The sequence below is a fragment of the Pseudomonas fluorescens genome (assembly GCF_019212185.1).
Classification (GTDB): Bacteria; Pseudomonadota; Gammaproteobacteria; order Pseudomonadales; family Pseudomonadaceae; genus Aquipseudomonas.
Genome location: NZ_CP078138.1, coordinates 2107333 through 2128363 on the forward strand (window position 1 = coordinate 2107333; position 21031 = coordinate 2128363).

20 protein-coding genes are annotated in these 21031 nt (G+C 63.0%); 9 read left to right on the forward strand and 11 right to left on the reverse strand.

Features of this window, described 5'->3' with window-relative positions:
* The first annotated feature begins 30 nt into the window (after window positions 1-30).
* Both KW062_RS09470 and KW062_RS09475 read left to right on the forward strand, forming a co-directional pair.
* Window positions 31-1473, forward strand: coding sequence for a mechanosensitive ion channel domain-containing protein (locus tag KW062_RS09470; protein WP_027618736.1), 1443 nt, complete (start codon window positions 31-33; stop codon window positions 1471-1473).
* Between the two features lie 162 nt (window positions 1474-1635).
* Window positions 1636-2076: a carboxymuconolactone decarboxylase family protein gene (locus KW062_RS09475; RefSeq protein ID WP_027618737.1), complete on the forward strand. Its 441-nt coding sequence runs from the start codon at window positions 1636-1638 to the stop codon at window positions 2074-2076.
* On the opposite strand, the gene KW062_RS09480 is transcribed toward KW062_RS09475, so the two are convergent.
* From KW062_RS09480 to KW062_RS09505, 6 genes are all read right to left on the reverse strand, one after another.
* On the reverse strand, window positions 2077-3621 hold the full coding sequence (locus KW062_RS09480) for a DHA2 family efflux MFS transporter permease subunit (RefSeq protein ID WP_371321448.1): 1545 nt from the start codon (window positions 3619-3621) through the stop codon (window positions 2077-2079).
* Window positions 3622-3665: 44 nt separating this feature from the next.
* Complete coding sequence (locus KW062_RS09485) at window positions 3666-4778, reverse strand: HlyD family secretion protein (protein WP_027618739.1); 1113 nt, start codon at window positions 4776-4778, stop codon at window positions 3666-3668.
* 110 nt (window positions 4779-4888) lie between these two features.
* On the reverse strand, window positions 4889-5278 hold the full coding sequence (locus KW062_RS09490; protein ID WP_027618740.1) for a VOC family protein: 390 nt from the start codon (window positions 5276-5278) through the stop codon (window positions 4889-4891).
* Window positions 5279-5353: 75 nt separating this feature from the next.
* The gene (locus KW062_RS09495) at window positions 5354-7792 is read right to left on the reverse strand and encodes a TonB-dependent siderophore receptor (RefSeq protein ID WP_177433285.1); all 2439 of its coding nucleotides are present in this window, start codon (window positions 7790-7792) and stop codon (window positions 5354-5356) included.
* 80 nt (window positions 7793-7872) lie between these two features.
* Window positions 7873-8856, reverse strand: coding sequence for a DUF4880 domain-containing protein (locus KW062_RS09500; protein WP_105755903.1), 984 nt, complete (start codon window positions 8854-8856; stop codon window positions 7873-7875).
* The gene (locus KW062_RS09505) at window positions 8856-9371 is read right to left on the reverse strand and encodes a sigma-70 family RNA polymerase sigma factor (RefSeq protein WP_105755898.1); all 516 of its coding nucleotides are present in this window, start codon (window positions 9369-9371) and stop codon (window positions 8856-8858) included. Before KW062_RS09505 ends, KW062_RS09500 begins: the two co-directional genes overlap by 1 nt.
* Window positions 9372-9498: 127 nt before the next feature.
* Here KW062_RS09505 and KW062_RS09510 point away from each other — a divergent pair, with 127 nt between their 5' ends.
* The 4 genes from KW062_RS09510 (at window position 9499) to KW062_RS09525 (ending at window position 14033) form a co-directional block, all read left to right on the forward strand.
* Window positions 9499-9861 carry a type 1 fimbrial protein gene (locus KW062_RS09510; RefSeq protein ID WP_105755899.1) on the forward strand — a complete coding sequence of 121 codons (363 nt, stop codon included), beginning with the start codon at window positions 9499-9501 and terminating at the stop codon, window positions 9859-9861.
* Window positions 9862-9972: 111 nt separating this feature from the next.
* Complete coding sequence (locus KW062_RS09515; protein ID WP_027618745.1) at window positions 9973-10473, forward strand: sigma-70 family RNA polymerase sigma factor; 501 nt, start codon at window positions 9973-9975, stop codon at window positions 10471-10473.
* A 40-nt stretch (window positions 10474-10513) separates the two neighbouring features.
* Window positions 10514-11497: a FecR family protein gene (locus KW062_RS09520; RefSeq protein WP_105755900.1), complete on the forward strand. Its 984-nt coding sequence runs from the start codon at window positions 10514-10516 to the stop codon at window positions 11495-11497.
* Between the two features lie 97 nt (window positions 11498-11594).
* Window positions 11595-14033 (forward strand): TonB-dependent siderophore receptor, encoded by a 2439-nt coding sequence (locus KW062_RS09525; protein ID WP_105755901.1) that lies wholly within the window; start codon window positions 11595-11597, stop codon window positions 14031-14033.
* Between the two features lie 51 nt (window positions 14034-14084).
* On the opposite strand, the gene KW062_RS09530 is transcribed toward KW062_RS09525, so the two are convergent.
* Window positions 14085-15236: an MFS transporter gene (locus tag KW062_RS09530; protein WP_027618748.1), complete on the reverse strand. Its 1152-nt coding sequence runs from the start codon at window positions 15234-15236 to the stop codon at window positions 14085-14087.
* A gap of 149 nt (window positions 15237-15385) precedes the next feature.
* Between KW062_RS09530 and KW062_RS09535 the strand changes: the two genes are divergently transcribed.
* Window positions 15386-16378, forward strand: a complete 993-nt coding sequence (locus tag KW062_RS09535) for a diaminopimelate epimerase (RefSeq protein WP_105755359.1) — start codon at window positions 15386-15388, stop codon at window positions 16376-16378.
* 108 nt (window positions 16379-16486) lie between these two features.
* Here KW062_RS09535 and codA read toward each other — a convergent pair whose 3' ends face one another.
* From codA to KW062_RS09555, 4 genes are all read right to left on the reverse strand, one after another.
* A complete protein-coding gene (codA, locus tag KW062_RS09540; RefSeq protein ID WP_027618750.1) occupies window positions 16487-17731 on the reverse strand; it encodes a cytosine deaminase in 1245 nt (414 codons plus the stop codon).
* A gap of 140 nt (window positions 17732-17871) precedes the next feature.
* Entirely contained in the window at window positions 17872-18693 is an 822-nt protein-coding gene (locus KW062_RS09545) for an alpha/beta fold hydrolase (RefSeq protein WP_105755358.1), read from the reverse strand.
* Window positions 18694-18779: 86 nt separating this feature from the next.
* Window positions 18780-19136 carry a 6-carboxytetrahydropterin synthase QueD gene (gene queD / locus KW062_RS09550; RefSeq protein WP_007915588.1) on the reverse strand — a complete coding sequence of 119 codons (357 nt, stop codon included), beginning with the start codon at window positions 19134-19136 and terminating at the stop codon, window positions 18780-18782.
* 94 nt (window positions 19137-19230) lie between these two features.
* Entirely contained in the window at window positions 19231-20310 is a 1080-nt protein-coding gene (locus KW062_RS09555; RefSeq protein ID WP_105755360.1) for a patatin-like phospholipase family protein, read from the reverse strand.
* 101 nt (window positions 20311-20411) lie between these two features.
* Between KW062_RS09555 and KW062_RS09560 the strand changes: the two genes are divergently transcribed.
* Window positions 20412-20720 (forward strand): PepSY domain-containing protein, encoded by a 309-nt coding sequence (locus tag KW062_RS09560; RefSeq protein ID WP_027618753.1) that lies wholly within the window; start codon window positions 20412-20414, stop codon window positions 20718-20720.
* Window positions 20720-21031: a PepSY domain-containing protein gene (locus KW062_RS09565; protein WP_027618754.1), complete on the forward strand. Its 312-nt coding sequence runs from the start codon at window positions 20720-20722 to the stop codon at window positions 21029-21031. Before KW062_RS09560 ends, KW062_RS09565 begins: the two co-directional genes overlap by 1 nt.

Here is a 21031-nt window from a genome sequence, read left to right on the forward strand (position 1 = left end):
TCTGGCAAGCCGCAACAGGGATCCTTTCCAATGCTGCCACTGTTCACCGATCACCCACTGATCTGCGCCTTGGTCCTGATTCTGCTCGACCTGTTGTTGTGGCGTCTGATCAGTGCCAGTGGCAGCCACTGGAAACTGCTGGTGCGGGTACTGATTTTCTCGTTGTTCAGCGCGGTGCTGTTCAACGAAGGCTTGAACCCGATGCAAACCGCGCCCTGGCCGGACAACGTGGCGCTGCACCTGGCGGCCACCGGATTGCAGATCGGCTGGTGGCTGTTTGCGGCACGCACCCTGACGGTGCTAATCGGCGCGCTGATGATGCAGCGGGTCGGGCACACCGGACGGCTGCTTCAGGATTTGCTGGGGGCGGTGATTTTTCTGATTGCAGTGATTGCCGCACTGGCCTATGTCCTCGATCTGCCGGTCAAGGGTGTGCTGGCCACCTCCGGCGCCGTCGCGATCATCGTCGGCCTGGCCTTGCAAAGCACCTTGAGCGACGTGTTCTCCGGGATCGTCCTCAACACCACCAAGCCCTACCAACTCGATGACTGGATCTCCATCGACGGCACCGAAGGCCGGGTAATCGACATCGACTGGCGTGCTACGCGCCTGCAGACCGCCCAGGGCAGCATGGCGGTCATTCCTAACTCGCTGGCGGCCAAGGCCAAGATCATCAACTTCAGTCGTCCCAGCGATATGTTCGGCATTTCCGTAAGTCTGCAAGTCAGCCCCCATGCGCGACCGCTCACGGTAATCGAAGCACTGGAGCGGGCCATGCAAGGCTGTCGGCACTTGCTGGCGCAGCCCGCACCGAGCGTGGCCCTGAAAAGCGCCAGCAGCAGTGGGGTGGAGTACGAGATCAGCGGTTTCGTCAGCGCTATGGCGCACAAGCGTGAAGCCCGAAATGTGCTGTTCGACCTGGCCTTCCGGCACTTGCAGGCCAGCGGCGTCAGCCTGCTGTCCAGCGCCGAGGCCGAGACCCCGACGGGCCTGTCACGGCCACGGGCGCTGTTGGAAAGCTCGAGCATTTTCTCGACCCTGCGCCAGGACGAAAAAGACACCTTCAGCCAGCACATGCAGTTGGTGACTTTTCGCGCCGGCGAGTCGGTCCTGCCGGCGGGTGAGGTCAGCGACCACCTGTTCATCATCGAATCCGGTGTGGTCTCGGTGACCCTGGAACGCGATGGCCAGCCAATCGAGGCCGGACGCATGGGGCCGGGCGAAGTGATCGGCGAAGCCGGGATCCTCAGCGACAGCGCCTTGCCGGCGGACTTTTCCGCCAAGACCTTCTGCACCCTGTATCGCATCGACAAGGCCTACCTGAAACCCTGCCTCGATGCCCGCCACGACATCAGCGAGGCGATCAAATCCTTGCTCGATTACCGCCTGCACACGGCCCAGACCCTGACCCAGACGGTGCCCCAGGTGGTGGCGAAAAAGGGCTTCATGCAGTGGTTGCGCCACCGAGGATAAAGCGCCTCGAAAAAACCGGGTGGACCACATCCGGCAAGCACCGTTCGACGTCCTCTTCCCGCCAGGCAATTGGCATCCTCAACTTCGCCGGTATTGGTTATTTGTCCTGGCGGGTCGCGGGGCTAACGTATGCCCCATCCCCACCTGATCTGGAGCCATACCATGCAACCGCGTATCGATTTCTACACCGCGTCCCCTGAAGCCCTCAAAGCCATGCTCGCCCTGGAAACCGCGGTCTCCCGGCTGCCGCTGGAAAAGAGCCTGATCGAACTGGTCAAGCTGCGGGCCTCGCAAATCAACGGCTGTGCCTTTTGCGTCGACATGCACACCACCGATGCCCTCAAGGCCGGTGAAACCACCCGCCGGCTGTTCGGTGTCAGCGTCTGGCGCGAAACGCCATTTTTCACCTCCCGCGAACGGGCGGCCCTGGCCTGGACCGAATCCCTGACCCTGATCAGCCAGACCCACGCCCCGGACGAAGACTACGCGCTGGTCAGTGCCGAGTTCGACGCCAAGGAAATGGTCGACCTGACGGTGGCAATCACCACCATCAACGCCTGGAATCGCCTGGCAGTGGGCTTTCGCAAAATGCCCCAGGCTTGATCAATGGGCATCGGCTGACGGCGCGGCCGGTGGTTGCACCTTGCGCATCAAGGGCACCATCAGCGTCGCGACGATGAAGCAAACCATGATCATCAGAAACGCGTCGCCGTAGGTTTGCGTCTGCGCTTCACGGTAGGTCAGCAGCCACAATTGCTTAAGGCTGGCGCTGAGCTGGCTATCGACGCTCTGGCCGAGATCGGCGAAACGCCCGCCGACCTCGGTCAGCCATTGGTTCAGCGCTTCGTGGCTGCTGTTCAGGTGTTCGGCGAGGCGGGTGAAGTGCAGGTTGGTGCGGTCGTTGAGAATGGTCGCGCAAGCGGCAATGCCGATCGCGCCGCCGAGGTTGCGCATCAGGTTGAACAAGCCCGAGGCGTGCTTCAAGCGCGCCGGACTCAACCCCCCGAGAGTCAGGGTCACCGCCGGTGGCACCGCCAGTTGTTGGGCGATCCCGCGCAGCGCTTGAGGCAGCATCAATTCCCTGGCACCCCAGTCATGGGTGATCGGGCTGAAATCCCACATCGACAACGCGAACAGACCCAGGCCGGTCATCATCACCCAACGCAGGTCGACCCGATTGGCCAGGAAGGCGTACAGCGGAATCGCCAGAATCTGAAACACCCCGGTGGAAAACACCGCGAGGCCAATGTCCAGCGCGCCATAACCACGCACCCTGCCGAGAAACAGCGGGGTCAGGTAGATGGTGGCGAACAGGCCGATGCCGGTGACGAACGAGAAGAAACAACCGAGGGCGAAATTGCGGTCCTTCAAGGCGCGCAGGTCGACAATCGGATTGGCCACCTGCAAGGTGCGGCCGACAAAGGCCAGCCCGGCAAGGCCCGACAACCAGGCGGTGATGAGGATGGTCTGGTCGCTGAACCAGTTGTAACGCGGGCCTTCTTCCAGGGTGTATTCCAGGCAGCCGAGAAACACTGCCAGCAACAGCATGCTCAGGTAGTCCGCCCCCTTGAGCAGGGACAACTCCGGCTGATCGATCTTCACCAGCATCGGCACTGCAATGGCGACAAAGATCCCCGGCACCAGGTTGATGTAGAACAGCCAGTGCCAGGACGAGACGTCGGTGATAAAACCGCCCACCACCGGCCCGAGGGTCGGCGCCAGGGACGCCACGGCGCCGATGGTAGCGGCGGCGATTACCCGCTGCTTGCCGGTGAAGAAAAAGAACGCGGTGGTGAACACCAGCGGAATCATGGAGCCGCCGAGAAAGCCCTGCAGGGCACGGAAGGCAATCATGCTCTGGATATTCCACGCGGCGCCGCAGAGCAGACTGGCGATGGTGAAGCCGACCGCCGAGGCGCAGAACAGCCAGCGCGTGGAGAACACCCGCGACAGCCAGCCGGACAACGGGATGACGATGATTTCGGCGATCAGGTAGCTGGTCTGCACCCAGGCGGTCTCATCGGTGCCGGCCGACAGTCCGCCGCCGATATCGCGCAGGGAGGCGGAGACGATCTGGATGTCGAGCAGGGCGATGAACATGCCGATGCACATGGTCGCGAAGGCGAAGACTTTGGTCGCGGTGCGCATGCTCGCTGCATCGAACGCCGGGGCCGGAACGCTGAGGCTGCTGCTCACGGCGCGCTGGCCACGGCAGCAGTTTCAGGTTCGGCGCGGGTGTCGACGGCGGCGGTGACCGAGAGGCCGGGGCGCAGGTGACCGAGTACCGCGTCGGTCGGGTCCAGCAGAATGCGCACCGGCACCCGCTGAACAATCTTGGTGAAATTGCCGGTGGCGTTTTCCGCCGGCAGCACGCTGAACAGCGAACCGGTGGCGGGCGCCAGGCTGTCGAGGTGACCGTGGAAGGTCTGTCCCGACAGCACGTCGGCGCGGATGCTTACCCGTTGCCCGGGCTGCATGTGCGCCAGTTGATCCTCTTTGAAATTGGCGTCGACCCACAACCCACTGGCGGGCACCACCGAGAGCAGTTGCGCACCCACCTGGGCGTAGGCGCCGACCCGAGCCCGGCGATTGCCGATCACGCCATCGACGGGTGCGCGCAGCTCGGTGTAGTCGACATTCAGTTGCGCCAGGTCACGCTCGGCGCTGGCCTGCTGCAAGGCGGCGCGGGCTTGTTGCTTCTGAGTGGTGATCACATTCAGTTGGCGTTGCGCAGCCAGCAGTTCGGCCTGGGCGCGGGCGCTGAGGGCCTGGGCGGTCTTGAAAGTGGCGTCGGCCCGTTGCGCACTTTCCACCGAGACCGCATTGCTGCCCACCAGACGCTTGTAGCGCACGTTGTCATCGCGTGAACGGGAAGTTTCCGCGCCCGCCGCGTCAATCCCGGCCCGCGCCTGGCCGATCACCGCCTGTTGCAATTGTTCAGTGGCATCGAGATTGGCCAACAGCGCTTGTTGTGCAGCGACTGCGCCTTCGGCCTTGGCCAGGTGGGCGCGGTAGTCCCGCGCGTCGAGGCGAATCAAGACGTCGCCGGCCTTGACCTGCTGGTTGTCACTGACCAGCACCTGCTCGATATGCCCGGCGACTTTCGGTCCGATCACCGTGATATCGCCGCCGATGTAGGCATCGTCAGTAGTTTCGACAAAACGTGCACTGGTCCACCAGTGGGCGGTGTAGAGGCCGGCCGCAACCAGTGCAGCCAGGCCAGTGGCCGCCAACAGCAGGCGCTTGGTACGAGGAGGGGCCGTCGCAGTGGCGAGGGTCGGGTCTACGGCTGACAGACTGGTCATGGCGGAACCTGCGATCATGATGATTATTACGATCATAATATGACGCATGTAATATTTCGTAGCAAATGCTTTCGCTAACCAGTCGTCAGGTGTTTGGCCTCAGGTGTGGATCAGGCGATGGGCGAGCACAGTTCCACCAGCGTGCCGTCCGGGCAGCGCACATAGGACACGGTTTGGCCCCAGGGCTTTTCCTGCGGCGCAGCGATCTCGCTGGCGCCGGCCTTGAGTGCCTGGGCGTGGGCGGCGGGGACGTCCTCGGTGACCAGGGCGACTTCCATGCCCAACGGTTTCGCGCTGCTGTGGGCCGACACATGCCCGCCGTGGAAATTCATCGCCGCCAGTTCGTCGGCGGCAAAGGCCAGGGCGGTGGCACCGGTCTCCAGCTCGCCGTAGGTGCCGGACTCGTGGAGAAAGCGGGTGGGAAGGCCAAAGGCGGCAGAGAAAAATTCGAGGGAAGCGCTGACGTCGGGGACGTAGATGATCAGGTAGCCGAATTTCACGGTGAACACTCCTTGTTACGTGGGGGCGGACAATTTAGCACGCTGGCCCGCGACTGAGCGGGCCAGCGTCGCGGGTCAGAAGCTGTACTTGAAGCTGGTCATCAGGTTACGCGGCGCGCCGTAGTTACCGTAGTAACCGGCATAGCTGAAGTACTCGCGGTCGAACAGGTTGTTGAGGTTGACCGAGGCGCTGAGGTTTTTGCTGATGTCGTAGCGCGCCAGCAGGTTGGTGATGGCGTAGCTGCCTTGGGTGAAGGTGTGCAGGTCGCTGCCGACTTTGCTTTGCCAGTTCACCCCGCCGCCGACGGTCAGTTTGTCGAGCTCGCCGCCCAGGCGATAGGTGCTGAAGGTTTTCACGCTGTGGCGGGGCAGGGTGGTGTTGATGCGTTGATCGTCGGCATCGGTGGTGACGGTGTAGGCGTAGCCCGTGCCGACTTGCCAACCTTCGGCCAGTTGGCCGTCCAGTTGCATTTCCACGCCCTTGGAGGTCGTTCCCTGTTCGGCCTTGTAGACGTTGCTGCCTGGGTACTCGGCCTGCCACACGGCGAGGTTGTCCTGTTCCAGCTTGAACAGCGCAAGGCTGGAGTTCAACTGGCCGTCCAGATGACTGCCCTTGATCCCCAGTTCGTAGCCCTTGCCCTCCATCGGGTCCAGCGGTTTGTTGTTTTCGTCGCGCACCCAGGAAGCTTGCGGGTTGAAGATCTTGGTGTAGCTGGCGTACAGCGACCAGACGTCGGTCAGGTCGTAGACCACGCCGGTGTAGGGAATGAACACCCCGGTTTCCCGCGACTGGGTTTCGCTGGCATCGGCACCGTAAGGGCGGTCCTCGGTGTCGCGTTTCCAGTCCACCAGGCGGCTGCCGAGGATCAGGCTCAGGTCATCGCTGACGTGGAAACGCCCGGTGAGGTAGGCGGCATACTGGGTCTCGTCGATGGACGACTTGCCGGTGACCGGGAAGTCCGGCTTGGGGTTGTTGCCGTGGTAGTCGAACAGGTTGTCGATGGCGCCCGCCGGCGAGCCGGAGTAGTCATAGCGCCAGCCACCGTAGCTGGGGACGTTTTCGTTGTACTTGGACAGGGTCAGGCCACCGATGATTTCGTGTTCGCGGCCCAGCAGATTCAAGGGGCCGGTCAGGTACAGGTCGAGGTTGTCCTGGCGCGGCGTGCCGGCAAACTTGACCGGTAACAGGCTGGTGCCGCTGCCATCGGGCTGCAGGGTGCCATTGAGGTAGGTGAAGACCTCGTCGAATGTGTTCTCGGTGTGGGTGAACTCGACCTTGCCACTCCAGCCATTGCCCAGTTGCTGCTCGATGGAGGTGAAGTAGCTGGTTTGCTCATGGTCGTTGTAGGACCAGTCTGGCGAGGCGTTGGTCGAGCGACTGAGGTCGGTGCGCTGGCCATCGGGGAAACGTGTCGGCAGGCCGGAGCGCAGGGGCGAATCGACGTCGGTGCGCAGGTAGCTAAAGCCCAGGGTCAGCAAGGTCTCTTCAGTGAGGTCGAATTCGCTGATGCCGTACAGCAACTGCGAATCCTGCTTGAAGCGGTCGATCCAGGCGCCACCGGTCTTGTAGTCGGCCACCACGCGACCGCGCACGTTGCCGCTTTCGGTCAGCGGTCCGGAGACGTCGAAGCCGCTGCCGTAACGGTCCCAGGTGCCTGCTTCGCCGGTCACGCTGGCCTGGGCCTCGGCGGTTGGGCGCTTGCGGATCAGGTTGATGGTGGCCGAGGGGTTGCCCATGCCGCTGATCAGACCCGTGGCGCCCCGTACCACTTCTACACGGTCGTACTGGGCCATGCTCTGGGCGTAGTTGTCCATGCGTGTGACGGTGGGCACGCCGTCGATCTCGAAGTTCTGGATCTCGAAACCCCGGGACCAGAAACTGTCACTTTCCGCCCCCAGGCCGTCACGCAGGACAATGATCCCGGGCGTCGCGTCCATGGTGTCGCTGAGGGTGGTCAGGCGCTGGTCATCCAGGCGCTGGCGGGTCATCACCGTCAACGATTGCGGGGTTTCCTTTGGCGTCAGGTTCAGTCGTGTCGAACTGCTGGACGACAAGGTGGTGTAGGAGCCGGTGCCTTCAGTGGTCGAACCGGGCGCCTTGCCGGAAATGGTCAGGGCATCCAGTTGCAAGGTGTCGCTGTTTTGCCGACGGGCGATTTGATATCCGCCCTGGGTCGTGCGCAAGGCTTGCAGATCGGTGCCGGCCAGCAGCGTGTCGAGGCCGTTATCGATCTCGAAGCGGCCAGTCAGGCCTTGGGTCACGCGGCCTTCGGTGAGCTCGGCGGGGTAACTGATCAGCAGGTGGGCGGTCTCGCCGAACTGCGCCAAAGCAGCGCCGAGCGGACCTCCCGGAATGTTGAAATCCAGTTGCTGTTGCGCCGCCTGAACCTGCGCCGAGGCGAGTAGCAACGGAGCGGCGACGCCCATGCAGGCGATGCCCTGCAGCACGGCCGCAGCCAGCCGCTGCTTGATCAAGCGTTGACGGACCGGAGCTGATTGTTGCAAGTGCTGCATGTGTGTATCCCCAATGAATGTGATCGTTGGGGATACAAGTCTCGTGAAAAACGAAAACGGCTCACCCGCATTGGAAAAATTTAGCCGAGGCCGGGTTTGGCCTTTAACGTCACCCAGTAACGGGTCAGGTGGTGCACGTCGAGGTCGAAGGTTTCGCCGAGGGCGGCAATGACCTGATCGGTGTCATCCAGTGGAAAGGTGCCTGAGACTCGCAACTCGGCAAGACTAGGATCGCAACCCAAGTGACCACGGCGGTAGCGCGACAATTCATCGACGAAGTCGGCCAAGCGCTGGCCCTGCGCGACGATCATGCCACGGCTCCAGGCCAGTTCGCCGGGAGCGCGTGGCCGACGCGCGAGCAGGGCCAGGCGGTCGAAACTCACGACTTCCCCGGCTGCTGCGTCGATCGCGCTGTCAGTCCGATCCAGGGGGTGGAGGGTGATACCGCCATCCTCGCTGCTGGCTTGGGTGAAACCCTGGCGCTGACGCACCGCCAATTGTTGGCCAAGCATTCGCACCCGACCCTCCGCGCTATGCACCCACAAAGGAGCAGCCGCTGGCGCCTCCAGCAGAATCTCCCCGCGCAGCAACTGAATGTGGTGGATCTGGCTGTCGACCCGCACCTTGATCGCGGTATCGGTATTGAGTTGAACCCGCACCTGACCGGCCAGTTGCAGGGTGCGCCGCTCACCGATGGCACTGCTGAAATCGCTGCGCCAATCCTGCGCCAGGCTGCTGTCCCGGGCGCTCCAGGCCGTGCCGCCGGCGGCCAGAAACAGCGCCAGGTTTTTCAGGACGCTGCGCCGCGACAGGGTCGACGACAGCGCGGCGCTGGCGAGCGGACGCTGGCCGGGTGAGCGCAGGCTGCTCATACGCGAAGCAAAGCCCTGGGCCCGCTGCCATGCCAACTCATGCACGGCATCGGCCTGCCGCCACGCCAGCCAGTCGGCGCGGGTTTGTTCGCTGACCTGCGGCTCCTGCAACTCCAGCAGCCAATGCATGGCCCTCTCGGCGACGGCCATCGGAATCGTCGGCTGCGCGGTTGACGAGGATTGCGCTGACATCAGGCCCACCCGCCGTCGAGCATGATGCACTGGGCGCCGGCCTTGACGATGTAGCGTTTGACCGTGGCGATCGAAACCTTCAAGCGCCCGGCAATTTCGCCATGGCTCAAACCCTCCAGTTGAGACCAGAGGAATGCCTTTTGCACAGGCAGTTCCAGGCGTTCCAGAACGGCGTCCAGCTCCAGCAGGGTTTCGAGCATGATCGCCTGGCTCTCGAGGTCCGGCGCCAGTGCCTCGGGCAGGTTTGCCAGGGCCTGGAGATAGGCCTTTTCCAGTTTCTGCCGGCGATAGTGATTGGACAGCACGCTCTGTGCCACGGTGGCCAGAAAGCTACGCGGGGCCTGGACTTCGATCACCTCGGTCTTGGCCAGCAAGCGCACGAACACGTCCTGCGCCAGGTCCGCCGCGCTGTGGGAACAGCCGAGTCGGCAACGCAGCCAGCGCTGCAGCCAGGAATGCTGTTCGCGGTACAGGGTGGCGAGTCCGGGATGGCAGGCGGGAGGGGGCACGGGCATGGTTCGCAGATGAGGTACTAATGATAATGATTATCATATTTGTCGGGCGGGGTGACTGGCAAGTGCCATCACTCCTGAAAATCCCGGGCTTGCCGATGCAGTGGATATCCAACTGGGAGTGATAGTCATGCAAAGCAAAGTTCTGGCGATTGGTTTTGCTGTAGTCGCTGCGTTCAGTAGCGTCTGTCAGGCAGGCGTCATTCATTTTCACGGCGCGATTGTCGAGCCGGCTTGTAGCGTTCAGGCGAGCGTGGATGGAAGGGTTGATCTCACGGACTGCTCGCCCGCCAGTCGCGGCACCGCTATCGAGGTACAAGCGTTGGCGCCGACTGCCAGCGCCAAGGCACTCGGTGGGTCTGCGGTCAGGGTCAGGCTGATGGCCGACAACAGCCCGACCGAGCGCTATTTCGATCGACAGTACCAACTGCTGGATGAAGCGGGCCAGCCGCTGCGTTCGGGCGATTATGTGGTGACCTTAAGCATGCCTTGAGCGGTTGCGCGAGGGTGGACCGCTGGCGCAAGACCAGCGGTCAAGGGAATCAATTGCTCGCCTTAATAGGAAGCATTACTATTCACGCCCTCGCCACCCCGGCCCATCGCAATGACCGCCAAGCTGCCCCGCAGATCAGGATTTTTCGAGCACTACGAAGAGTTGGTCGGTACCTGGACGCGCCGGTTGCGCAACCGTGCGTTGGCCGAGGATCTGGCCCACGACACCTTCGTCCGGGTGCTGGAATCCGACGCCGCCGGGGTGCAGCAACCACGGGCCTATCTGCACCAGACCGCGCGCAACATTGCGGTGGACGGTTATCGGCGGGAGGAGCGGCGCGGCGCCATGGAGGTGGAGGCGATCGATCCTGGGCTGTCAGCGGCGGATGATCCGGAGCATTACATGCACGCGATCCAGTTGGCTGATTGCGTCGAGGAGGCGCTCGCCGAGTTGCCTGCCAACTGCCGCAAAGTGTTCATCTGGCAGAAGCTCGAAGGCCTGACCCAGGCAGAAATTGCCGAGCGCCTGGGACTGTCTAAAAACATGGTGGAAAAGTATATGATCCGCACCCTGCGGCATCTACGAGACCGCCTGGATGGAGCGGGCCAATGATCCGCGTGCATTTTCCAGCCACCGCCAAACAGGACATTCCATGATGGATACGGAGGATTGTGCCTGCGGCCGGAGCAGGGTTCGCGACGAGGCGGCGCTGTGGTTCGCGCGCCTGACCGACGCCACGCTGAGTGCCGAGGATCAGCAACGCCTGGATGCCTGGCTGGCCGAACACAGCCAGCACCGCGATGAGTTGCAGTTGCTGCAAGGCCTGTGGGGCGCTGCCGACCTGGTGCCGAAGGCGCGTCTGCAAGCACTCTGCGAAACCCCGCCGAGCCGGAGCAAGCGTCGCCCGCTGCTGCAATTCGCGGTGGCCGCCAGTGTGCTCGGCGTGGCGGTTGCTGTCGGTCTGTTCAGTGGCCTGCAACACCCGGCCGGCTACAGCGCCGAGTTTTCCACGGCCCTTGGCGAACGGCGCCAGGTGGCGTTGCCGGACGGTTCGCTGATCGACTTGAACAGCCGCAGTCAGGTCAAGGTGCACTTCGAGGAGGACCGTCGCGGTATCGAGTTGACCCAGGGTGAAGCCCTGTTCAGTGTCGAACACGACAGCAGCCGGCCGTTTGTGGTCGAGGCGGGCACGGGCAAGGTCACGGTGACCGGTACTCGCTTCGACGTGCGACGCGATCCCCATGAAACCCGGGTGGCGGTGGAGCAGGGCACGGTCAAGGTCCAGGGTCGGTCAGCCGCCGACAGCGACTTTGTCAGCCTGACGGCCGGGCTCGGCACGCGAGTCGACGCCAGTGGCCGGGTGGCCCAGGCCCATGCCGTAGACACCCAGGCCCTGACCGCCTGGCGCGGCGGCAAGCTGGTGTTCAACGACGCCAGCCTGGTCGAAGTGGCCGAGGAGGTCTCGCGCTACCGCGACAAACCGTTGAAGGTCGGCACGCCGGCGGTGGGGCAGTTGCGCCTGACCAGCGTGTTCAAGTCCGACAACATCGACGCCTTGCTCAAGGCCTTGCCGACCATCCTGCCGGTAGCGATTCGCACTCTGGACGACGGCAGTCAGGAAATAATTGCGCGATAGATTCAGGTTTTTTTCGAGTTGTTCGTCTTCCTGTCCAACTGCAACTGGTTTGCATTAACAGACGCACCACTTTGCGATCAACAGGACAAGGTTCGACGTGAAAACCCCTCGCGCTAAAAACAACAACCCCGCTTCACGTTCCGCTCGCTGGTTGCCACTGGCCCTGGCCCTTGCGGTCAACGTCGCACTGCCGCTGGCACAGGCCGAACAGGCTGCCGGCAACATCCACATTCAGGCTCAACCACTGGGCGAGGCCCTGACCCAACTGGGCCAGCAAACCTCCCTGCAGGTGTTTTTCGATCCGCAACTGGTGGCCGGCAAACAGGCGCCAGCGGTTGACGGTAACCTGTCGCCGGAGCAGGCCCTGCGTCAATTGCTGCAAGGCAGCGGCCTGGAGTATTCGATCGATGAGGGCTCGGTGACCCTAAGCCCGGCAGCGGCATCCGGTCCGCTGGAACTGGCGGTGACTGACATCACCGTGGTCGGCGACTGGCTCGGCGATGCCAATGAGGCGGTGGTGCAGAACCATCCCGGCGCGCGTACGGTGATCCGCCGCGAGGCCATGGTGGAGCAGGGCGCCATGACCGTCGGCGATGTGCTCAAGCGCGTTCCGGGGGTGCAGGTGCAGGACGCCAACGGCACTGGCGGCAGCGATATTTCGCTGAACGTCGGCGTGCGTGGCCTGACCTCGCGCCTGTCGCCGCGCTCCACCGTGTTGATCGATGGTGTACCCGCCGCGTTCGCCCCCTACGGCCAGCCGCAACTGTCAATGGCACCGATTTCCTCGGGCAACCTCGACAGCATCGACGTGGTACGCGGCGCCGGCTCGGTGCGCTACGGGCCACAGAACGTCGGCGGGGTGATCAACTTTGTCACCCGCGCGATACCGGAAAAAACCACCGGTGAAATCGGCAGCACCCTGGAGACCTCCCAGCGCGGCGGCTGGAAGCACATCGACACGGCGTTCCTCGGCGGCACCGCGGACAACGGCCTGGGCATGGCGTTGCTGTACTCCGGGGTCAATGGCAATGGCTACCGCGAGAGCAACAACGGCAACGACATCGACGACGTGATCCTCAAGACCCACTGGGCGCCCACCGACGTCGACGATTTCTCGCTGAATTTCCATTACTACGACGCCAAGGCCGACATGCCCGGCGGCCTGACCCAGCAGCAGTACGACGAAAACCCCTACCAGTCGGTGCGTGACTACGACAACTTCAGTGGCCGGCGCAAAGACGTATCCTTCAAGTGGGCGCGAGTGATCGACGACCGCACCCAGGCCGAAGTGCTGACCTATTATTCCGACAGCTTCCGTGGCAGCACCATCGCCGCCCGCGACCAGAAGACCCTGAGTTCCTACCCGCGCACTTACTACACCTTTGGCATCGAGCCACGGGTGTCCCATGTATTCGACGTCGGCCCGAGTTCCCAGGAAGTCAGCGTCGGTTATCGCTACCTCAAGGAAGGCATGCACGAGCAAGCCAGCCGTGTGGCGCTGGTGAACAACCAGCCAGTGCAGACCCCGACTTCTGACGGTCACGTCTACCAGGACCGCACCGGCGGCACCGAGGCCAATGCGTTCTACGTCGACAACAAAATCGACATCGGCAACTGGACCGTGACCCCGGGCATTCGCTTCGAAGATATCCGCACCGAATGGCATGACCGTCCGGTGCTCGACACCGCAGGCAAGCCAGTCCAGGAAAAACGCCGCAGCATCGACAGCCATGAACCGCTGCCGGCCTTGAGCGTGATGTATCACCTGACCGATGCCTGGAAACTGTTCGCCAACTACGAAACCTCGTTCGGTGCCCTGCAGTACTTCCAGCTGGGCCAAGGCGGTGCCGGCGACGAGACCGCCAGCGGGCTGAATCCGGAGAAGGCCAAGACCTACGAAATCGGCACCCGTTTCAACGATGACGCGTGGGGCGGTGAAGTGACGCTGTTCTACATCGACTTCGACGAAGAACTGCAATACATCAGCAACGATGTCGGCTGGACCAACCTCGGTGCGACCACTCACCAGGGTGTCGAAGCCTCGGTGCACTACGACATGGCCGCGCTTGACCCACGCCTCGACGGCCTGACCGCCAATGCCGGGCTGACCTACACCCGTGCGGTGTACGAGGGAGAAATCCCCGGCTTCAAGGGCCGCGACCTGCCGTTCTATTCGCGCCAGGTGGCGACCATGGGCCTGCGCTATGACGTCAACCGCTGGACCTACAACGTCGATGCTTTCGCCCAGTCCAAGCAGCGCTCGCCGGGGACCGGGGTGAATGCCGATGGCAGCTTCAACGGTGACTACATCACCGAGGGCACGGCCGATGGTCAGTACGGCGACATCCCAGGCTACGTGCTGTGGAATGTGCGCGCTGGGTATGACTTCGGCGCACAGCTGTCGAACCTCAAGCTCGGTGCCGGGGTGAAGAACGTCTTCGACAAGCAGTACTTCACCCGCTCCAGCGACAACAACTCGGGCATGTACGTCGGTGCGCCCCGCACCTTCTTCGTCCAGGCCAGCGTCGGCTTCTGACGGCAGCGCACCGCGAGCAGGACGACATTGCGTCGACTGCTCGCGATGGCTTCACACCCGCAATACTTTCCCGCCAATCGCCACTGCCACCAGCAGCATCGCCATCAAGCCAAAGGCAAAGCTCAGGCTGCTGGCGTGGGCGACGAAGCCGATCACCGCAGGACCGGCGAGAATTCCCGCGTAACCCAGGGTGGTGATGGCCGGCACGGCGATGCTTTCCGGCATCACAGTCTGCTTGCCGACAGCGGTGTACAGCACCGGCACGATGTTCGAGCAGCCAACGCCGAGCAGTGCATAGCCCACTAGCGCGAACTCCCAGTTGGGCGAGAAGGTCGCCAGAAACAGACCTGCTGCCGCCGTCAATCCACCGCCGACGATCACCCGCGTTGCGCCCAGGCGCCGGACGATCCGGTCGCCGGTGAGGCGGCCGACGGTCATGGTCAGGGCGAACGCGGCGTAGCCCAGTCCGGCGTATGCGGTGTCGATGCCGCGCTCCTGGGCGAGGAACACCGCACTCCAGTCCAGCGCCGCGCCTTCGGCAAGGAACACGATGAAGCACATGCCGCCGATGAACAGCACGATGCCGTGGGGCACGGCGAACGCCGGTCCCGACCTTTCGCCGGCGTAGGACAGCAGATGGGGCGCGGCCTTGAACAGCGCAGCGAGCAGCATCAGGATCACCACGCCCATTGCCGCCAGCGGTGTCAGTCCCAGACCGAGCAAGGCACTGACTCCCGCCGCGCCGACGATCCCGCCGAGGCTGAACATGCCGTGAAAACCCGACATCATGGTCTTGCCGCTGGCCCGCTCGACAATCACCGCCTGCAGGTTGGTAGTCGAATCCACCGTGCCCAGCCCGGCGCCAAACAGAAACAACGTGGCAATCAACAGCGCAATACTCGATACCGTCGCCAGCAGCGGCAGCGCCAGGCAGATCATCAGCGTGCCGGCAGTCAGCACTCGGCGGCAGCCATAGCGCGAAGCCAGTGCCCCGGCGATCGGCATCGCCAGGATCGAACCAACGCCCAGGCTCAGCAGCAACAGGCCGAGGGTACCTTCATCCAGCCCGGCCCGGGCCTTGGCATAGGGCACCAGCGGCGCCCAAGCGGCAATGCCGAAGCCGGCGATAAAGAACGCCAGGCGGGTCGACATTTGTTCGGGGCGTCCGGGGCGGACTGGGGGTGGGGAGAGGCTGGCAGTCATGAAAAATCCTTGTTCTTTCGGTGGAAGCGACAACAGGGACACATCCTTGCACATCAATGGCCGGCAGACGACCTTGGGTTTTGCCGAGACCGCTGGGCTGCGAAGCCTTAGAGTAGGGCATCGCTTGGTCCACCCATTCAGGATGCCCTATGACTGCTTTATATGATGCGCGCGGTAATCGTTACGTCGTTGTCAGTCCCGCCGAACTGCGCCAACGCGGTATCGCTCTGCCGGACGACGCACGCCAGGCTGCGCAAACCCTCGCTACCTGGAGCGCGCGGGCAGTCGAGTTCTGTTGCAGCTGGGCGCCAGGCACCCAGCCGACAGGGGCCAAGTCTCATCGCTCGGATGGGCTGCTGGTGGGACCCTTTCAGGACGCGTCGCCATTCGATCTGTTGATCGTCAATACCGACGCGACGCTCGCCGAGCGTAGTGGCAACGGGCTGACGATTTTTTCCCAGGCCTTGAGCGATCAAGGGCTGTTGTCCGACGGCGAGACCTTTGTGCTCAGGGTCCACCACGACAAATCCGACAGCCCTTCGCCGGGCCAGACGCTGGTGAAAGCCGCTGAGGTCGAGGACGTGAAAGGGTTCTGGCTCGACCTTGGCCAACCCGGTTTCGGGCCGGCGGCGGTCAGCGCCGTGGGCGTTGCAACGGTGCTGTTGAATGACCGTGAACTGAGCCAGGTTGAACCGCTGACGGCGCTCAACCCGGCGTGGTCGCGCAGTCAGTTTGTGCGGGTGGGTAATCCGCATTGTGTGACGCTGGTGGACGGTACCGATGATCTGCCTGGCAATCAGCAGATGGGCGAACCGGGCTTGGTCGAGGGGCTGACGCGCATCGCTTATTCGATGCCGGCCGGGGCGGGCAATCCTTGTGTGGCGGGGGTCAATCTGCAATGGGCGATGCGTTTGTCCGACGGGCATCTGGCCGCGCGGGTGTTTGAACGGGGCGAAGGGCCGACGGCGTCGTCCGGCACCAGCGCCAGTGCCGTGGCCAGCGCGGCGTGGCGGGTGGGTTGGGTCGGTGCCGGGAAGGTGAAAGTGACCATGCCCGGAGGCACGGCGCCGATTTTGTTGGAGGAAGAGTTGGGGCAATTGAGTCGGGTGAGTTTGTTTGGTACGGCTCAGCGGATTGATTGACTGTTACATCGCTTTCGCGAGCAGGCTCGCTCCCACAGGGGGAATTTGCCGTATACAAAACCACTGTGGGAGCGAGCCTGCTCGCGAAGACGCCAGTCCAGACACCACTTAACGCTGATCAGCCATCTCCACCACCGCCATCGTCCGCTTCATCAGCACCTTCCCGCCGCGAATCGAATACAGCGGCAAGCCCTGGCTGCGGATTACTTCGTAGTCGCTGTCGGCTGACAGGATCAGCAGGTTCGCCGGGCGTCCCGGCTCCAGTCCGTAGCGTTCACCGAGGGCCATGGCTTTGGCGCTGTTGTCGGTGATCAGGTCGAGGGCGCTTTGCAAGTTGCGGTAGCCGAGCATGTGGCAGATGTGCAGACCGGCTTCCAGCACCCGCAGGATGTTGCCGTTGCCCAGGGGGTACCAGGGGTCGACGATCGAATCCTGGCCAAAACACACGTTCATTCCGGCTTCGAGCAGCTCGTTGACCCGGGTCACGCCACGGCGTTTCGGGAAGTTATCGAAACGCCCCTGCAGGTGAATGCTCTCGGTGGGGCAGGAGACGAAGCTGATCCCCGAGTGGCCGAGCAAGCGGAACAGCTTGGCGCAGTAAGCGTTGTCGTAGGAGCCCATGGCCGTGGTGTGGCTGGCGGTTACCCGCGAGCCCATGCCCCGGCTGCGGGCTTCTTCGGCCAGCACTTCGAGGAATCGGGAGTGCGGGTCGTCGGTTTCGTCGCAATGCACGTCCACCAGGCAGCCCGTGCGTTCGGCCAGGTCCATGAGGAATTTCACCGAGCTGACACCCTGGTCGCGGGTGTACTCGAAATGCGGAATCCCGCCCACCACATCGGCGCCCAGGGCGATCGCCTCGGTCATCAATTCGCGCCCGTTGTGGTAGGACTCGATGCCTTCCTGGGGGAAGGCGACGATCTGCAGGTCGATCAGGTGCCGGCTTTCCTCGCGCACTTCGAGCATCGCCTTGAGCGCGGTGAGCTGCGGGTCAGTGACGTCGACGTGGGTGCGTACGTGCTGGATGCCATGGCGGGCGAGGGCGTCGATAGTCTTCTTGGCGCGTAGCTTGGTGTCTTCCGGGGTGATGGTGGCCTTGCGCTCGCCCCAGCACTCGATGCCCTCGAACAGCGTGCCGCTCATGTTCCAGCGCGGTTCGCCGGCGGTCAGGGTGGCATCCAGATGAATGTGCGGCTCGACGAAAGGCGGCACCACCAGGTTGCCGGCGGCGTCGAGGTCGTCCGGGCCCAGGGTCGGCGCTTCGGTCTGGCGGGCGATGCTGGAAATCAGGCCGTTTTCCAGGTGCAGTTCATGTAAACCTTCGCGGTTGCGCAGGCGGGCGTTGATGATGTGCATCAGGCGAATCCCTTTATAGATCTTCTAGTGCTGTGCTGGAGGAGCGGGTACCCAGGACGTAGGTCAATGGCATATACGTTAGCGCGCCAGCACCGATGTCGACCAGCGGCGCAATCCACGACAGCAAACGCTGTGCCGGTTCAATGGGGCGGGAGAAATCGCAGCAGCGCAGTGACTATGGCTTGCGGGGCGTCTTCCTGGACGAGATGTCCGGCATTCGCGATCGGATGAAATTGCGATCCGGGAATCATCGCGTGCAGCGCCCGGCCACGCTCGATGGGAATCCACTGATCCGCTTCGCCCCAGAGGATCTGCACCGGGCAGCGAATTTTCGGGTACAACGGTTGCGCTTCCAGGGTATAGCGCTCGTCCATTTGGGCGATCTGCCGATAGAACGCCGCTTGCCCGGGATTGCCCAGCCACGGTTGCACGTACGGCATCAGCTCTGCATCCGGAATGTCGCGCTGAATTGCCCCGCGAATATACGCCGGCACAATCGCACGTTGAATGTAATCGGGCAGCCCGCTGAACGCCGCTTCATGTTGGCGCACGTGCTGGACGAACGGCGAGCCCCAGGGCGTTAGTGCGACTGGATCGATCAGGGTCAGGCTGCGGTAATCCTTGCCATCGAGCAGGTGTGCGCGCAGCGAAGTGGCGCCACCGAAATCGTGGGCGACAACGTCGGGGTGATCCACTCCCCAGTGATCGAGCAATTGCGCCAACAGTTGATTTTGCACGCCAAGGGATACATCGGCGTCCGGCTGCGCGGATTGGCCGTAACCGAGCAAGTCGAAATAGTGCACCTGGTGCGTGGCAAAAAAGTGCGGCGCAATCCGATGCCACACGTAAGACGAAAACGGCGTGCCATGCACAAACACCAGCGGCGGGCCGTCGCCGTGTACCGCGTAACGGATCTGCTGTCCCTGGAAATCAAAGACCTGGTCCAGCAGCCAGTCCGTCATGGGCTTGTCCTCTTGGCAGGTTTTAACCAGCAAGCATAGGCATAAAAAAACCACCGGGCTCGGTGGTTTTTTCGCCAGCGCAGGATTTACTCACCGCGATAGATGCAACCGCTGGTGCATGTCTCATGAATCCGGATCGCACTCAGCTCCGGCAGCAGTGGCTTCATCTCGTTCCAGATGAACTTGGCCAGCACTTCACTGGTAGGGTTTTCCAGGCCGGGAATGTCATTCAGGTAGTTGTGGTCCAGGCGCTCGTACAGCGGCTTGAAGATCGCCTTGATTTCCGAGAAGTCACGGATCCAGCCGGTATGCGGGTCGAGGTCGCCACTGAGGTGCAGCGCCACCTTGAACGAGTGACCGTGCAGGCGCCCGCACTTGTGGCCGTCCGGGACGTGGGGCAGGCGGTGGGCGGACTCGAAGGTAAATTCTTTGAAGATTTCCACAGTGTCTTGAGCTCTATCAGTTGGCTATCGCCCGCGGCGATGGGGCAGGCGGCGAGTTTAACAGCTTGAAATACGGCGTGCGGGAAAACACTGACTAAAGGGTCAGCAAGTGCTCGCCGAGGCGACCGTTGGCCGTCAGCTCAAGGAATTCATCCCCCAGGCGCCGGCTTTCTTCCATGGTGGTTCGCCAGTACTTTTGCCGGCTCGCGGCGTCGCCCATGAAGCGTTTGAAGTCATTGCGGTCGGGCAACTTGCCGTAGGGCAAGCGGGCCAGGTACTCCTTCGACGGCGCCAGCAGCAAGACGTCCTGCAAGCGCGTCGTGCAGGCCCGGCGCCAGGGCAGGGTCTTGTCGAACCAGCCGGGAATCACCCGGTCGGTGAAGTGCGGGTAGAGCACGATGTCGTCGCCGCTGTAGGGCAGGTCGAGGTGATAGTCGAGCAGGCCACCATCGCGAAAGGTGCCTTCGCCAGCGCCCGGCAGATCGCGCACGCCTTGCATGACCATCGGGATCGAGCCCGAAGCCAGCAGGGCCTGGCGCAAGTTGCCGGCGTTCAGCGCGACAAAACGCGAAGGGAAATCCTCCAACGCATGCACGGGTGGGGCGCGGCGCGGGTCGTGGATGATCAGCCGCTCGAAATGCCGCGACAGCCGGGCGCGACCCCGCAGGTTGTCGGCGATCACCGAGGACAGCCCCAGCCCCAGCCGCCCGCGATGGTCGTCGGCGAGCAGGCCGTGGCTCTTCACCACCATGATGTTCAAGCGGTAGTCGGGGTTGTCGAGGATCCGCGCGTCCTGGCCATCGAGCAGGTCGTCGAGCATGCGCTGCGAGCTTTGGCTGATCTGCGCCATGCTCACGCCTTTGGCGAAGTCCTGTTCGGTATACAACTCACCGAGACGGCGGAGGCCTTGCGCGGCATCCGGTAGGCAGGCACTGGCGAAGCGCCAGGAGCCCACCGAGGCGCCGATCAGCGAACGTTCGCGTGGCGCGGCCGGCAGCCACTCACCGAACAGCGCCAGGTCCAGCCCCTGAATACCCAGGGCTTTCGGGCCGCCGGCCGCGCCGGGCAGGGTGCCGACCTGTTGCGCGCTCAAGCCGTCCCGGCGAATCCGCGCGAATGCCCGTGGGCCGGCCTTGAGGGTCAGGGCCGGGAATTTGATGTGGATTGCAGTCATTGCGCTCTCGCCGGTGATCCGTTGTGCATCGATAGTGGCCATTCAGTTTCAATTAAGTTCACGGCGGTAGTCTGGGGCCATACCGATTTTGGAGGCATACCATGAAAACCCTGACCACCCTGTTCACTGCCAGCCTTGTGGCCCTGACCGCCAGCCTGGCCCATGCCCGCGATCTGGGCCCTGACGAGGCCCTGAGATTGCGTGACGCTGGTACCATTATGTCTTTTGAAAAGCTCAACGCCATTGCACTGGCCAAGCACCCCGGCGCCGCCGTCACTGAAACCGAACTGGAGCAAGAGTACGGCAAGTACATCTACCAGATCGACTTGCGTGATCCCCAAGGCGTGGAGTGGGACCTGGAATTGGACGCGGTCAGTGGCCAGGTGCTCAAGGATCATCAGGATAGGTAATGAAGTTGAATCTGCGCGCTTATGGGCTGTCAGCCCTTGCGTTACTGGCGGTGTGTTCGGTGGGGCTGGCCCGTGACCTGGATCAGGACGAAGCCCTGCGCCTGCGCCAGCAAGGAGTGATCCTGCCGCTGGAGCAGTTGCTGCAGCAGGCGCTGGACCGCTATCCCGGCGCCAAATTGCTCGAGGCCGAGCTGGAAGAAAAGCATGACGTCTACATTTATGAGGTCGAGCTGCTGACCACCGAAGGGGTGGTGCGCGAGCTGGACCTGGATGCCAGGACCGGGCGTTTACTCAAAGACGAGGAAGATTGA